The organism is Rhodoligotrophos appendicifer, from assembly GCF_007474605.1.
Classification (GTDB): Bacteria; Pseudomonadota; Alphaproteobacteria; order Rhizobiales; family Im1; genus Rhodoligotrophos; species Rhodoligotrophos appendicifer.
The window spans coordinates 644,332-657,894 of record NZ_VHKL01000001.1; the positions used below are offsets into that span (position 1 = coordinate 644,332).

Genomic DNA, 13,563 nt, shown 5'->3' on the forward strand with positions numbered 1-13,563 from the left:
AGGTGACATGGCGCGCATCAATGCGGCGATCACCGCGGCCGAAAAGCGCACCAGCGGTGAGATCGTCATCGTCCTGGCGCATCAGAGCGACGACTATGTCCATGTGCCGATCCTCTGGGCAAGTCTGATCGCCCTGGTCGCACCCCTGCCTCTGATCTACCTGACCACCCTCGGCCTGGTCGACATCTACACCCTGCAGCTCGCGACGTTCCTGGTGCTGGCGCTGCTGTTTGAGCTGTCCTTCATCCGACCGCATCTGATCCCGCGGCGGCTTCAGGCCCTGCGCGCCCATCAGCGTGCCGCGGAGCAGTTTCTGGCCCGCAACCTTCATACGACGAGCGGCCGCACCGGCGTGCTGCTGTTCATCTCCCTCACCGAGCGCCATGCAGAAGTGCTCGCCGACGAGGGGATCTCTTCCAAGGTGGCGGTGGGGACCTGGCAGGAAATCGTCAGGCGCCTGACGATCCGCATCGGCAGCGGCAACCTCGCGGATGCCATAACCGCCGCCATCGACGAATGCGGTACGGTGCTGGCTGCAAGCTTTCCCCCGGAAGCCGGCGATCGCGACGAACTGCCGAACCACCTCATCGTCTTGTGACGCTTCTGTAACGGCTGCTTCGGGGCTTAACTGCCTTGCGAGAAGAAGGCGCCGAGCCGGATCTGGATGTTGTCGGCCACCTCGTGCGCCGCCCGCTGCTGCGCATTGCGCAGCGCCTGCAGGTTGGCAAATTCGGATTGAACGCGATCATAGGAGACGCGCGAGAAGGTCTGTCCCTCGAGGATCTGGGCGCCGGAGCCGAGGTCGATCAGCGCATAGCTTGACTTCAAGGTATAGGCGCGCCGGTTCACATCGGTATTCTTTTCGATCGAGACGTCGAACTCGTCCTGGGCCACGCTGAAATCGAGGCGATACCGCTCGTTCTGGCCCTGGCCCACCGGAGCGATCTTTTCGAGCAGGGCATTGCGGACGAGTTGCCCGACACGGCTCTGCTTCTCCGGAATCCCGATGCCCGCCAATGTCAGCGCCACGGAAGAGCCGTCGGCCTGGGTCGCATACATCGGCTTGAAGCCGCAGCCGGACACACCGAGTGCGGCTATGCCGACCATCGCCACGAGCCCCGCTCGCCAGCTATTCCCCAAGAGCTATCCCCTTCGTGCTAGCCCGCTACGACGTTGACGATCCTGTCGGGCACGACAATGACCTTCCGAACCGCCAACTCTCCGATTGCCCGCCGGACATTATCCAGGTTAAGGGCCGCCGCTTCAATCTGATCCTTCGGAGCCCCCCGTGGAATTGTCAGATCGTCGCGACGCTTCCCATTAACCTGGACTGCAATGGTTACCGTATCGTCGACGATGAGGGACGGCTCGGGCTTTGTCCATTGCGTCTCGGCAAGCATGGTCTCATGCCCCAGAAGCTGCCAGCACTCCTCCGTGAGATGCGGCATCATCGGATTGGCGATCTGACACAGGATGTCTGCCGCCTCCCGCAAGGCCCAGGCCGTGTCGGGGGCGAGCCCCTCCGCGCGCACCATAGGCTGCAGGCTGTTCACCAACTCGTAAATGCGCGCAATGGCACGATTGAAACGGAGGCCCTCGATATCCTGCGCCACGGCCTGCAGGGCCTTGTGGGCCGCCCGGCGGATGTCGGTGGCCGGCGCCCCGAAGCTGTCGGGAACGGCTCCTTGAGCGGTGGTTGCCTCGACGATCTCGCTCACCAGACGCCAGAAGCGCTGAACGAAACGGAAGGAGCCCTCGACGCCGGCCTCCGTCCATTCCATGTCCCGCTCGGGCGGCGTGTCGGAGAGCATGAACCAGCGCGCCGTATCGGCGCCGAACTCCTCGATGATCGATACGGGATCGACCACGTTGCGCTTCGACTTGGACATGGATTCGATCGAGCCGACGGTGACCGGTTCACCGGTCTTGATATGCACGGCGCCCGTCTCCGATTTCACCACCTCCTCCGGGAAGAGCCAGCGGCCAGCCTGGTCCTTGTAGGTCTCGTGCGTGACCATGCCCTGGGTGAAGAGGCCGGCAAAGGGCTCCTCGAGATGCATGTGCCCGGTCTTGGTCATGGCGCGGACATAGAAGCGCGAATAGAGCAGATGCAGGATCGCGTGCTCGACACCGCCGATATACTGATCGACGGGCATCCAGTATTTGGCGGCCTCCTCCGACACCGGCAGATCGGCATGCGGCGACACGAAACGGGCGAAGTACCAGGAACTGTCGACGAAGGTGTCGAACGTGTCGGTCTCGCGCGTGGCCTTGCCGCCGCAGGTCGGGCAGCTCACATGCTTCCAGGTCGGGTGATGATCCAGCGGATTGCCCGGCTTGTCGAAACTCACGTCCTCGGGCAGCACGACCGGCAGATCCTGCTTGGGCACGGGCACGATGCCGCAGCTTGGACAATGGATGACGGGAACCGGACATCCCCAATAGCGCTGGCGCGATACGCCCCAATCCCGCAGGCGGAAATTCACCATGCGGCTGCCGATGCCCATCTCCTCCATGCGGCGCGCCACTTCGGCCTTGGCTTCGGCAACGCTCATGCCGTTGAGGAAGTCGGAATTGATCAGCACGACGGAATCGCCCTCGGTGTCGAGGAAGGCCTCGTCGCCGATGGTGAAGGTTGCGGGATCGACATCGCGCGGCGCCACCACCGGGATGACGTCCAGGCCATATTTGCGGGCGAAGTCCAGATCGCGCTGATCATGGGCGGGGCAGCCGAAGATGGCGCCCTCGCCATAGCCCATGAGCACGAAATTGGCGGCATAGACGGGCAGACGGACGCCCTTCCGGAACGGATGGCGCGCATAGAGCCCCAGGAACACGCCCTTCTTCTCGGCGCGCTCGATGACCTCTTCGCTGGTGCCGAGCGCCGCGACCTCTGCCCGGAAGGAGGCGATCTCGTTGGAGCCCTGTGAAAGCTTCTTCGTCAGCTCGTGATCGGCCGCCAGCGCACAGAAGCTGGCCCCGAAGATCGTGTCGTGGCGTGTGGTATAGACGGTCAGCTGCTCGTTGAGCGGTGTCCCGTCCTCGCGCTCCAGGTCGAAGGAGAAGCGCATGCCTTCCGAGCGCCCGATCCAGTTGCGCTGCATGAGGCGCACCTTCTCGGGCCACCGCTCCAAGGTGTCGAGGGCGTCCAGGAGCTCCTGGGCATAATCGGTGATCTTGAAGAACCACTGCGCCAGTTCGCGCTTTTCGACGGCCGCTCCCGAGCGCCAGCCCTTCCCGTCGATGACCTGCTCATTGGCGAGGACGGTGTGGTCGACCGGGTCCCAGTTCACCATGGAGACTTTGCGCTCGACGAGTCCCGCTTCCATGAAGTCGATGAACATCGCCTGCTCGTGGCGGTAATATTTCGGATCGCAGGTTGCGAGCTCCCGCGACCAGTCCAGCGACAGCCCCATCAGCTTCAGCTGCCCGCGCATCGTGTCGATGTTTTCGTAGGTCCATTTTGCCGGATGGATGCCCCGCTCGATGGCGGCATTCTCGGCCGGCATGCCGAAGGCGTCCCAGCCCATGGGGTGCAGCACATTATAGCCCTGGGCGCGCATGTAGCGGGCGGTGACGTCGCCCATGGTGTAGTTGCGCACATGCCCCATGTGGATCTTGCCCGAGGGATACGGAAACATCTCGAGCACGTAGTATTTCGGCTTGTCCGAAATTTCCGCAGCCTCGAAGCTGCGGTGATCGTCCCATTTCTGGCGCCAGCGGGGCTCGCTGTCGCGCGGATTGTAGCGCTCCATCGGGGATGCCTTGTCTCGGGCCGTCCGCCTCAACCGGAAAGGCGGCGTGGGTGCTGGACTTACACGCACTTGATTGGCGTCGCAAGGTCGGCTTTAGCTAGGGCGCCACGCAAGAAGGACCATCATGACACTGCTTTCCGGCCATATCAGTCACCCCGGCCTCGCCGATGTCCTCACCCGGATCGACACGGCCGCCAGGCAGGCGGGTCGGAGCCGCGACGAGATCACGCTGATCGCTGTCTCCAAGACCTTCGATGCCCCCGACATTCGACCCGTGCTGGAGGCCGGCCAGAGGGCCTTCGGCGAAAACCGGGTGCAGGAGGCCAAGGGCAAATGGCCGGCCCTGCACGACGCGTTCCCGGGCGTCGAAGTGCATCTCATCGGTCCCCTGCAGACGAACAAGGTGAAGGAGGCCGTCGCCCTGTTCGACGCCATCCACACCCTCGACCGCCCGAAGCTGGCGGGGGAGCTGGCCAAGGAGATCGCCAAGCAGGGCCGCGCGCCTAAACTCTTCATCGAGGTGAACACGGGCGGCGAGCCGCAGAAAGCCGGTATCCTGCCCGAGGCGACCGATGCCTTCGTGACCCAGTGCCGACAGGAATTCGGGCTGACGATCGAGGGCCTCATGTGCATTCCCCCGGTCGACGAGGAGCCGTCGCTCCACTTCGCCCTGCTGGACAAGATCGCCAGACGCAACGGCCTCCCTGGCCTCAGCATGGGCATGAGCAGTGATTTCGAGGTCGCAGTAGCATTCGGGGCGACCCACGTCAGGGTGGGAAGTGCGATTTTCGGGAGTAGGAGTTACGCTGGGTAGATAGGATTTCCCCACACACCGCCGCGGGGTCCTAAGGCGACCCATGTCGCAATCCGCGTGCTCTCCGTCGCTCAGCCTTGTGCCTGGGATGGCACGTTCCCTATGCTGCGGATCGATCGAGGGAACTCAAGACAGGGCAGTCATTCATGAAGAGCCAAGCGCGCGTGGTGGTCATCGGCGGCGGTGTGGTCGGCGTGTCCACGCTCTACCATCTGGCCAAGAAAGGCTGGTCCGACGTCGTGCTTGTCGAGCGCAAGGAGCTCACCTCCGGATCGACCTGGCATGCCGCCGGCCTGCTCCCGCTGTTCAACATGAGCTACTCGGTGGGCCAGATCCACAAATACTCGGTCAAGCTCTACAAGACCCTGGAGGAGGAAACGGGCCAGCATGTAGGCTTCCGCCAGGTCTCCAACATTCGGCTCGCCCGGACCAAGGATCGCTGGGACGAGTTCATGTATTATGCCGGCATCGCCAAGACCCTCGGCATCACCGTCAATGTCCTCACCCCTGCCCAGGTCAAGGAGATCTGGCCGCTGGTGAACACCGACACCCTGATCGGCGCGATCCAGCACCCGGATGACGGCTACATCCAGCCCGCCGACCTGACGCAGGCGCTGGCCAAGGGCGCGCGCTCGCGGGGCGCCGAGATCTACCGCAACACCACCGTCACCGGCATCGAGCAGCAGAAGGATGGCACCTGGCTGGTGAAGACCGACAAGGGCGACATCGCAGCCGAGCATGTGGTGTCCGCCAGCGGCAACTTCGCCCGGAAGACCGGCGCGATGGTGGGCGTCGACGTGCCGGTGATCCCTGTGGAGCACCAGTACATCGTCACCGAGCCGCATCCCGAGATCGTGGCGCGCCAGAAGGCCGGCTTGCCCGAAATGGGGGTTCTCCGCGAATCCGACAGTTCCTGGTACATGCGCGAGGAGAATGGCGGTCTACTGCTCGGTCCTTATGAGGTCGGCGCACCCGCCTGCTATGTGGACGGGCCGAGCGAGGACTCCGAATTCGAGCTGTTCCAGGAGGATCTCGAGCGGCTCGAGCCCTATATCGAGACCGCCATCACCCGGGTGCCGGCCTTCGGCGAAGTCGGCATCAAGAGGGTCTATAACGGCGCCATCGCCTATACGCCGGACGGCTCCCCCATCATCGGCCCGGCCTGGGACGTGAAGAATTTCTGGCTGAACGAGGGCCATTCCTTCGGCGTAACCGCGGCCGGCGGCGCCGGCTGGCAGCTGGCGGAGTGGATCGTCGATGGCGAGCCCACCATCGACATGATGGGCGTCGATCCCCGCCGCTTCGGGCCCTATGCCACCCGTGGCTACCTCAAGACCAAGAATGAGGAGGCCTATGCAAATGTGTTCACCGTCCATTACCCCGACGAGGAACGCGCCGCCGCCCGGCCCCTGAAGCGCACTCCCTGCTACGACCGGATGAAGGACCTCGGCGCCGTCTTCGGCTCGGTCTATGGCTGGGAGCGTCCCAACTGGTTTGCACCGAAGGGCTTGGCTCTGAGCGCGGCCGAACTCGACCAGCCCGACACGCTGCTCCATGAGAACCATGCCCCGGTGAAGCCGGGCGAGCCGGTGCGGGAGAAATATGCCTTCCGCCGCTCCAACTATTTCGAGCATGTCGGCCGCGAAGCGCGCCATGTGCATGAAAAGGTGGGCCTGCTGGACATGTCCGCCTTCGCCAAGTTCGAGGTCTCGGGGCCCGGCGCGGAAGCCTGGCTCGATTATCTCGTCGCCAATCGCATTCCGAAGAAGATCGGCCGCATCGCCCTCACCCACATGCTGTCGAAGAATGGCGGGGTGCGGTCGGAATTCACGATCTTCCGGGCTGGGCCGCAAAGCTTCTATCTGGTCTCGGCCGGCGCCTTCGAGCGCCACGACTTCGACTATCTGCAGAAGAACCTGCCCACCGACGGCAGCGTGCGCCTGTCGAAGGTGACGACGCAATATGGCGTGCTGGTGCTCGCCGGTCCGCGCTCGCGCGACGTGCTCGCGAAGGTCACGGATGCGGATCTCTCCAGCCCCAAATTTCCCTGGCTGTCCGGCCAGTTCATCAATGTCGGCATCGCCTCGGCACTGGCGATCCGGGTGAATTTCGTCGGCGAGCTCGGCTGGGAGCTGCATCACCCGATCGAGATGCAGAACACCATCTTCGACACCGTGATGGAAGCAGGCGCCGAATTCGACATCAAGCCCTTCGGCATCCGCGCCATGGACAGCCTGCGGCTGGAGAAGTCCTACCGGTTGATCCCGCGCGAGTTGTCGATCGAATATTCGGCCATCGAATCCGGCCTCGAGAAGTTCGTGAACCTCAACAAGGCCGACTTCATCGGCCGCGACGCATTGACGAAGTGGCAGGCGGAAGGGTTCAAGAACCAGTTCGTCACCATGGAGGTCCACGGCGTCACCGATGCCGATGCCCGGGGGTCCGAGGCGATCTATCGCGATGGCAGGCTGGTGGGCCGCGCCACGTCCGGCGGCTATGGCTGGCGCCTGGGGAAATCCCTGGCGCTCGCCATGGTGCCGCCGGAGATGGCGGCGCTGGGCACCGAGTTCGAAATCGAGATCCTGGGACGGCGCCACAAGACGACGATCATCCCCGAGTCACCCTTCGACCCTGAGAACGAGCGGCTGCGGGGGTAACGGCCCTCTCCCCACCCAGTCGGTCATCCCGGCCGAAGCGAAGCGCAGAGCCGGGATCCCGGACAGCACAGGGATCCCGGGGGAATTGCTCCACCGGTTGATCGCTAAGGACATTCAGGAAGACTTAGCAGGTTGTTCGGCTCATCCCGATCGGGTTCTGTCTTGAGATACTTGTTACCGTAAGGACTGAGTGCAACTATAACCCATACGCTTTTGCCTCCCGCGCTTACAAAAAAACGCCATTCGCCGCTTTCTATCAGGCCAATTGCTTGAGGTTGCGTGATCTTCCACTGCTTGGGCGTAGCACCCCCTACATGGGTAATTCGCTCGTAGGGATTATATCTATCCTGTTTGTTGATGCAGGAGATTTGAGCTGTTTGTGTCAACTTCAATCCTTTCCAAAGGGCTGCCGCGACAACGCTTGGGCTGGACGAAGGATTCTGCTTCCCCTAAGGTAAATCTGCGTGACTAGGGGTCTATCCTGGTCCTGCCGCAAGTTTGATTGCGGATCTAAGCTCGCGGTGTTGGGGTTGCCGCCCCGGCACCGCGTCAGCGAATCGCTGTAGTTGTATTTTATGAATAATTTACGCGTTTAGCGAGTCTTGGTTGTCAACAACCCATTGACGTTTAGTTTGCTGGCAAATGAACTGTGCGGTCGACCTCTCCCACAAGGGGAGAGGTAAGGAAAGGCTCACCCCGCCTTCTTCTTGTTCGCCCTGTTGTTCACGAGGTCGTCCACCACCGCGGGGTCGGCCAGCGTGGAAGTGTCTCCCAGATTGCTGAAATCGTCCTCGGCGATCTTGCGGAGGATGCGGCGCATGATCTTGCCGGACCGGGTCTTCGGCAATCCCGGTGCGAACTGGATCATGTCGGGTGAGGCGATGGCGCCGATTTCGGTGCGCACCCATTGCCGGAGTTCCGCCCGCAGCTCCTCGCCGCCCTGCTCGCCCGACATCAGCGTGACGTAGCAGTAGATGCCCTGGCCCTTGATGTCGTGGGGGAAGCCGACCACGGCGGCCTCGGAGACCTTGGGATGGGCTACGAGGGCGGATTCGACCTCGGCTGTGCCCATGCGATGGCCGGAGACGTTGAGCACGTCGTCGACGCGGCCGGTGATCCAGTAATAGCCGTCCTCGTCCCGACGGCAGCCGTCGCCGGTGAAATACTTGCCCTTATAGGTCGAGAAATAGGTCTGCACGAAGCGCTCGTGATCGCCATAGACCGTGCGCATCTGGCCCGGCCATGAGTCGAGGATCACGAGATTGCCTTGGGTCGCGCCGTCCAGGATGGTGCCTTCGCCGTCGACGATGGCCGGCTCGATGCCGAAGAAGGGCAGGGTCGCAGACCCCGGCTTCAGGTCGGTCGCGCCAGGCAGCGGCGTGATGAGGATGCCGCCGGTCTCGGTCTGCCACCAGGTATCGACGACGGGACAGCGATTGTCGCCCACCACCCGGTAATACCACTCCCAGGCCTCGGGGTTGATCGGTTCGCCGACGCTGCCGAGAAGCCGCAAGCTCGAGCGGCTGGTCTTCTTCACGAAGTCGTCGCCGGCACCCATCAGCGCGCGGATGGCGGTGGGCGCGGTGTAGAAGATATTGACCTTGTGCTTGTCGATCACCTGCCAGAAGCGCGAGGCGTCGGGATAATTCGGCACGCCCTCGAACATGAGCGTCGTGGCGCCATTGGCCAGCGGTCCATAGAGGATGTAGCTGTGGCCGGTCACCCAGCCCACGTCCGCCGTGCACCAGTAGATGTCGTCCTCATGATAGTCGAAGACGTAGTGATGGGTCATCGAGGTATAGACGAGATAGCCGCCGGAGGTGTGCAGCACCCCCTTGGGGCTTCCCGTCGATCCCGAGGTATAGAGGATGAACAGCGGATCCTCTGCGCTCATCTCCTCGGGCGGACAGTCGGCCGAGGCCTTCGCCACCTCCTCGTGATACCAGAGGTCACGGCCGCCATGCCACTCCACCGGCCCGCCGGTATGGCGCACGACCAGCACCGTCTCGCTTCCCTGGGTCCGCTGCAGAGCCTTGTCGGTGTTCGCCTTCAGCGGCACCTTCTTGCCGCCGCGCAGGCCTTCGTCGGCGGTGATGATGAAACTCGACTTCGCGTCTTGAATGCGGCCGGCCAGCGAATCCGGCGAGAAGCCGCCAAAGACCACGGAGTGGACCGCACCGATGCGCGCGCAGGCCAGCATCGCATAGGCCGCTTCGGGGATCATCGGCAGATAGATCGTGACCCGATCGCCGCGCTTGACCCCGTTATTCTTCAGGACATTGGCGAATTTGCACACATGGCCATGCAGCTCGCGATAGGTGATGTGCTGGGAATTCTTGGGATCGTCTCCCTCCCAGATGATCGCCACCTTGTCGCCGCGCGTCGCCAGATGCCGGTCGATGCAATTGGCGCTGACATTGAGCGTGCCGTCCTCGTACCATTTGATCGAGACGTCCGGATAATCGTAATTGACGTTCTTGATCTTGCTGTAGGGCTTGATCCAGTCGACGCGTTTGCCGTGCTCGCCCCAGAAGGCCTCCGGATCGGCGACCGAGTCCGCATACATGCGATCGTAATCCGCCTTGTTGACATAGGCGCGGCTCTTCCAGGCATCCTGAACCGGATGAAACTTTTCGTCGGACATAGTGCCCCTTCCTCCCAACGGCTTCTTGGCCCTGATTATGAGCCGTGGCGCTGCAGCCGACAAGATAGGCTAAAGGTCACGTCGCGGGATCGGCAAGGCGCCAGACGGAGGTGCGCTTGACTTCCGAATCCTCGAGGTCCCGGCTCACCTGGATCTGATATTCCGCCAGCTTTTCGAGGCGATCGCGCGGCAGATAGGCACGGCCGGGATCGCCCAGCAGAACGAGTGTGCCTTCAGCGCGATACGCCTCCAGCCAGGCGAGCACCTTCTCTGCCAGCGGCTTTTCATAGCAGATGTCACCCGCGAGAATGATGTCGTAGGGCAGCCGCGGCAGGCCCAGTATGTCCTCGCAGCGGACCCGGATCGACACGTCGTTGGCCGCAGCGTTGAGCGTGATGGCGGCGGCCGCAAAGGCATCGATGTCGGCAGCGCAGACGGAGGCCGCACCGGCCAATGCGGCGGCGATGGCCACCACGCCGGATCCGGCGCCGAAATCCAGCACGTGTCGGCCGGCGACGATGTCGGGAGTGTCGAGGATGTAGCGGGCCAAGGCCTGACCGCCTGCCCATGCAAAGGCCCAATAGGGTGGCGGAAGGCCGATCTGCTCGAGCTCCTCCTCCGTCTTCGTCCAAAGGGGGAGTGCTTCATGCGCCAGATGCAATCGGATCGAGGGAGCATGCGGAACCGGCAGAAGCTCCGTATTCGACTGCACGAACATATGGGCGTGATTGCCCGCAGAGGCGGGCGGGGCAGGCTCAGATACCGAACTCACAGCTCACCTCGCCTCCGCCAATTCCTGACTTATGCCATGGCGGGGCGGGTGAGTCTCGCGCAGCTTGGGCCTCAGAGGGTCCAGCGGCGCAGCTGCTGGGAGATGATGTCGATGATCGAAATGCTGACGACCACGATGATCATCACCGCCGCCGTCTCGGAATAGTAGAAACCGCGGACATATTCCCACAGGATCTGGCCGATCCCGCCGGCGCCGACAATGCCCAGCACGGTGGCCGAGCGCACATTCGTCTCGAAGCGGTAGAGCGAGTAGGAGATCCACAGCGGCACCACCTGCGGCACGACCCCGTAGATGATCTCCTGCAATTTACTGGCCCCGGTCGCGCGAATGGCCTCCACAGGGCGCGGATCGATGGCCTCAACGGCCTCCGAGAACAGCTTGGCCACGATGCCGGTGTTGTGGATGAACAGGGCCATGACGCCGGCAAAGGGTCCGAGCCCCACGGCGACGACGAAGAGCAGCGCAAAGACCATCTCGTTGATGGCGCGGCAGGCATCCATCACGCGCCGGATGGGCTGGGCAATCCAGACCGGGGTGATGTTTTCAGAGCTCAGCAGTCCAAAGGGGATGCCGAGCACAACGGCGAGCACCGTTCCCCAGACCGCGATCTGGATGGTGACCACCATCTCCGAGACATAGAGCCGCCAATCCTTGAAGCTCGGGCTGAGGAAACCCCCGGCAAACGACCCCATATTGTCTGCGTCAGTGAACAGATGCGTCCACAGATACATCTCTGTCGGCGACCAGCTCCAGGCGAGCAACGCCGCAAGCGCGATCCATATGCCCCAGGTCCGAATCCTATGGCTCAGCGGCTCGCGTGGGATCTCCACGGCAGGTCGGGTTGGTCGGATGTCGCTGAGGCTCATCGGGGCGTTCCTTGGATATGAAAAAGCGCCCGCCCCAGTGGAGCGGGCGCCGTCGAATTACGCCACTTACATGCTGGGAGTTTCAGTCGCCTGCTTGTTCACTTCGGCGATCTTGGCCTCGAGCTCGGCGACTTTCGCCTGGCGATCGGCTTCGGCAAGCGTTTGGTCACCCTTCACCTTGAAGAGCTGCTTGGTCAGCTCCAGCGTGCGGATCGGATAGAGTTGGGCGTTGGACGAGGGCCGGAAGGGTGCCCATTGCAGTGCCTTGAGCACCTGACGGTCATGGGCGATTTCTTCCGGAGTGCCGTTGCGGCCATAGGTCATGATGAAGGTATAGAGCTTGTCCTTCGTCGCCTGATCGAGATCGGAGCGCCAGACGAGCGGATCGGCCGGGATCAGCGGCGACTGCCAGATGACCTTGAGCTTCTTGAAGGCCTCGGGATTGGTGACCTCGAGGCGGCGCATGTTTTCGGTGTTGTTGGCGGCGACATCCACCTGCTTGTTGGCGGCCGCCATGGCGTTGGTCTCGTGATTGGCGTTACGAACCGTCTTGAAGCATTCTTTCGGTTCGACGTTCTTCTCGGCGAAGATATAGGTCATGGGCACGAGGTAGCCCGACGTCGAATTCGGGTCGCCGATACCGAAATTGAGTGTCTTGTCGCATTTGAGGACGTCATTGAGGTCATTCAGCGGGCTGTCGACACTGGTGACGAGCACTGACCAGTAGCCAGGATTGCCTTCTGCGTCGGCTGTCTGAGCAAAGATTTCAGCATCGGCGCGATCGACGGCTTCCATGGCGGATTTGTTGCCGTACCAGGCGAGCTGCACCTTGCCGAAGCGCATCGCCTCGATGACGCCGGCATAATCAGTGGCGAAGAAGGGCTTCACGTTGAGGCCGGTTTCCTTCGCCATGTCGGCGATGAAGGGCTCCCAGGTGGTCTTCAGGTTCTGGCTCGACTCCGTCGAGATGATCCCGAAGTTTATGGTTTGGGCATCCTGGGCTTGGGCGAGCGTGAGCACGGGCAGGACCGTAAGGGCGAGACCTGCGAAGAAGGACTTCAACATGGGGGATGGGCTCCTGTGATACTTTGCGGTGTGGGGATCAAGCCGGCTGCAGAACCGGCAGGCGGCGGGGAACGGTGACCTTCTCGGGCGACGCCACAGGCATGCTGGGCAGGAACAGCTCCTCGCTTTCAGCGCCGTAGAGCTCGCCCAGGAATTCCCGCGTCAGCGCCGTCGACGGCCCGTCATAGACGAGCTCACCATGACGCAGGGCGATGGTGCGGGGGCAGTAGCGGATTGCATACTCAACCTGATGCAGGGAGACGACGACGGTGATGCCGTCCTTGCTGTTGAGCTCGTTGAGGATGTCCATCACCCGTCGCGCCGCATGCGGATCGAGGGAGGCGATCGGCTCGTCGGCGATGAGGACTCTCGCCCCCTGCACGAGAGTGCGGGCGATGGCGGCGCGTTGCTGCTGGCCGCCGGAGAGGAGGCTGCCGCGCTGCAAGGCTTGCGGGGCGATTCCGACCCGCTGCAGGGCCTCCATTGCGATCGCCTTCTCGGCTTGGGTGAACCATCCCATGGTGCCGCGCCAGCGGGGGACGCGTCCCAGCGTCCCGGTCAGGACATTTGTCAGCACCGACAACCGACCCACGAGGTTGAACTGCTGGAAGATCATGCCGATGGACGAGCGGATCTCGCGGGCGGTCGACGATATGGCGCCATTGCTCTGCAGCGCCTTGCCATGCACTTTGACTTCGCAGGCGCTGCCCCGATCGGCGGGAACGAGGCCGGCGATGTGACGGAGCAAGGTCGACTTGCCGGAGCCGGAGGCGCCGATCAGGGCCACCATCTCCCCGGGCTGGATCGTGAACGATACGTCTTTCAGTGCCTTGGCACCGCCGAGAAAGGTTTTCGAAAGGCGAGCGATCTCGATCGCAGGAGCCGTCATTATGCCATCCCTCACATTTGCCGGGATGCTAGCGGGCGTTTGCAACAGTTCCGTTCGGATTTGATGACGGTTGAATGAAG

At 62.8% G+C, this 13,563-nt stretch carries 11 protein-coding genes; 3 read left to right on the plus strand and 8 right to left on the minus strand.

All coding sequences use genetic code 11. From position 1 onward, the window contains the following. The first annotated feature begins 7 nt into the window (after positions 1–7). Positions 8–598, plus strand: a complete 591-nt coding sequence (locus tag FKM97_RS03045; RefSeq protein ID WP_246104907.1) for a TPM domain-containing protein — start codon at positions 8–10, stop codon at positions 596–598. 26 nt (positions 599–624) lie between these two features. Here FKM97_RS03045 and FKM97_RS03050 read toward each other — a convergent pair whose 3' ends face one another. Both FKM97_RS03050 and leuS read right to left on the minus strand, forming a co-directional pair. Then, positions 625–1,140 carry a hypothetical protein gene (locus tag FKM97_RS03050; RefSeq protein ID WP_143957637.1) on the minus strand — a complete coding sequence of 172 codons (516 nt, stop codon included), beginning with the start codon at positions 1,138–1,140 and terminating at the stop codon, positions 625–627. Between the two features lie 17 nt (positions 1,141–1,157). After that, positions 1,158–3,755 (minus strand): leucine--tRNA ligase, encoded by a 2,598-nt coding sequence (gene leuS, locus FKM97_RS03055; RefSeq protein ID WP_143957638.1) that lies wholly within the window; start codon positions 3,753–3,755, stop codon positions 1,158–1,160. Between the two features lie 124 nt (positions 3,756–3,879). Between leuS and FKM97_RS03060 the strand changes: the two genes are divergently transcribed. Together FKM97_RS03060 and FKM97_RS03065 are read left to right on the plus strand one after the other, a co-directional pair. Then, positions 3,880–4,569 carry a YggS family pyridoxal phosphate-dependent enzyme gene (locus tag FKM97_RS03060; RefSeq protein WP_143957639.1) on the plus strand — a complete coding sequence of 230 codons (690 nt, stop codon included), beginning with the start codon at positions 3,880–3,882 and terminating at the stop codon, positions 4,567–4,569. A 146-nt stretch (positions 4,570–4,715) separates the two neighbouring features. Next, entirely contained in the window at positions 4,716–7,226 is a 2,511-nt protein-coding gene (locus FKM97_RS03065) for a GcvT family protein (RefSeq protein WP_143957640.1), read from the plus strand. Positions 7,227–7,330: 104 nt separating this feature from the next. Here FKM97_RS03065 and FKM97_RS03070 read toward each other — a convergent pair whose 3' ends face one another. From FKM97_RS03070 to phnC, 6 genes are all read right to left on the minus strand, one after another. Next, a complete protein-coding gene (locus FKM97_RS03070; protein ID WP_342783531.1) occupies positions 7,331–7,618 on the minus strand; it encodes a DUF3892 domain-containing protein in 288 nt (95 codons plus the stop codon). A gap of 299 nt (positions 7,619–7,917) precedes the next feature. After that, the gene (gene acs / locus FKM97_RS03075) at positions 7,918–9,870 is read right to left on the minus strand and encodes an acetate--CoA ligase (protein ID WP_143957642.1); all 1,953 of its coding nucleotides are present in this window, start codon (positions 9,868–9,870) and stop codon (positions 7,918–7,920) included. A gap of 76 nt (positions 9,871–9,946) precedes the next feature. Continuing rightward, positions 9,947–10,588, minus strand: a complete 642-nt coding sequence (locus FKM97_RS03080) for a class I SAM-dependent methyltransferase (RefSeq protein WP_143957882.1) — start codon at positions 10,586–10,588, stop codon at positions 9,947–9,949. 125 nt (positions 10,589–10,713) lie between these two features. Further along, positions 10,714–11,529 (minus strand): phosphonate ABC transporter, permease protein PhnE, encoded by an 816-nt coding sequence (gene phnE / locus FKM97_RS03085; RefSeq protein WP_143957643.1) that lies wholly within the window; start codon positions 11,527–11,529, stop codon positions 10,714–10,716. A gap of 66 nt (positions 11,530–11,595) precedes the next feature. Continuing rightward, on the minus strand, positions 11,596–12,594 hold the full coding sequence (gene phnD / locus FKM97_RS03090; protein ID WP_143957644.1) for a phosphonate ABC transporter substrate-binding protein: 999 nt from the start codon (positions 12,592–12,594) through the stop codon (positions 11,596–11,598). Between the two features lie 37 nt (positions 12,595–12,631). Further along, the gene (phnC, locus tag FKM97_RS03095; protein ID WP_143957645.1) at positions 12,632–13,483 is read right to left on the minus strand and encodes a phosphonate ABC transporter ATP-binding protein; all 852 of its coding nucleotides are present in this window, start codon (positions 13,481–13,483) and stop codon (positions 12,632–12,634) included. Positions 13,484–13,563 lie beyond the last annotated feature (80 nt).

What these genes read in the sequence shown, in the direction of transcription:
- leuS (WP_143957638.1), bottom strand. Translation starts at nt 3,755, where the DNA reads ATGGAGCGCTACAATCCGCGCGACAGCGAGCCCCGCTGGCGCCAGAAA.
- acs (WP_143957642.1), bottom strand. Translation starts at nt 9,870, where the DNA reads ATGTCCGACGAAAAGTTTCATCCGGTTCAGGATGCCTGGAAGAGCCGC.
- phnE (WP_143957643.1), bottom strand. Translation starts at nt 11,529, where the DNA reads ATGAGCCTCAGCGACATCCGACCAACCCGACCTGCCGTGGAGATCCCA.
- FKM97_RS03065 (WP_143957640.1), top strand. Translation starts at nt 4,716, where the DNA reads ATGAAGAGCCAAGCGCGCGTGGTGGTCATCGGCGGCGGTGTGGTCGGC.
- FKM97_RS03045 (WP_246104907.1), top strand. Translation starts at nt 8, where the DNA reads ATGGCGCGCATCAATGCGGCGATCACCGCGGCCGAAAAGCGCACCAGC.
- phnC (WP_143957645.1), bottom strand. Translation starts at nt 13,483, where the DNA reads ATGACGGCTCCTGCGATCGAGATCGCTCGCCTTTCGAAAACCTTTCTC.
- FKM97_RS03080 (WP_143957882.1), bottom strand. Translation starts at nt 10,588, where the DNA reads ATGTTCGTGCAGTCGAATACGGAGCTTCTGCCGGTTCCGCATGCTCCC.
- phnD (WP_143957644.1), bottom strand. Translation starts at nt 12,594, where the DNA reads ATGTTGAAGTCCTTCTTCGCAGGTCTCGCCCTTACGGTCCTGCCCGTG.
- FKM97_RS03060 (WP_143957639.1), top strand. Translation starts at nt 3,880, where the DNA reads ATGACACTGCTTTCCGGCCATATCAGTCACCCCGGCCTCGCCGATGTC.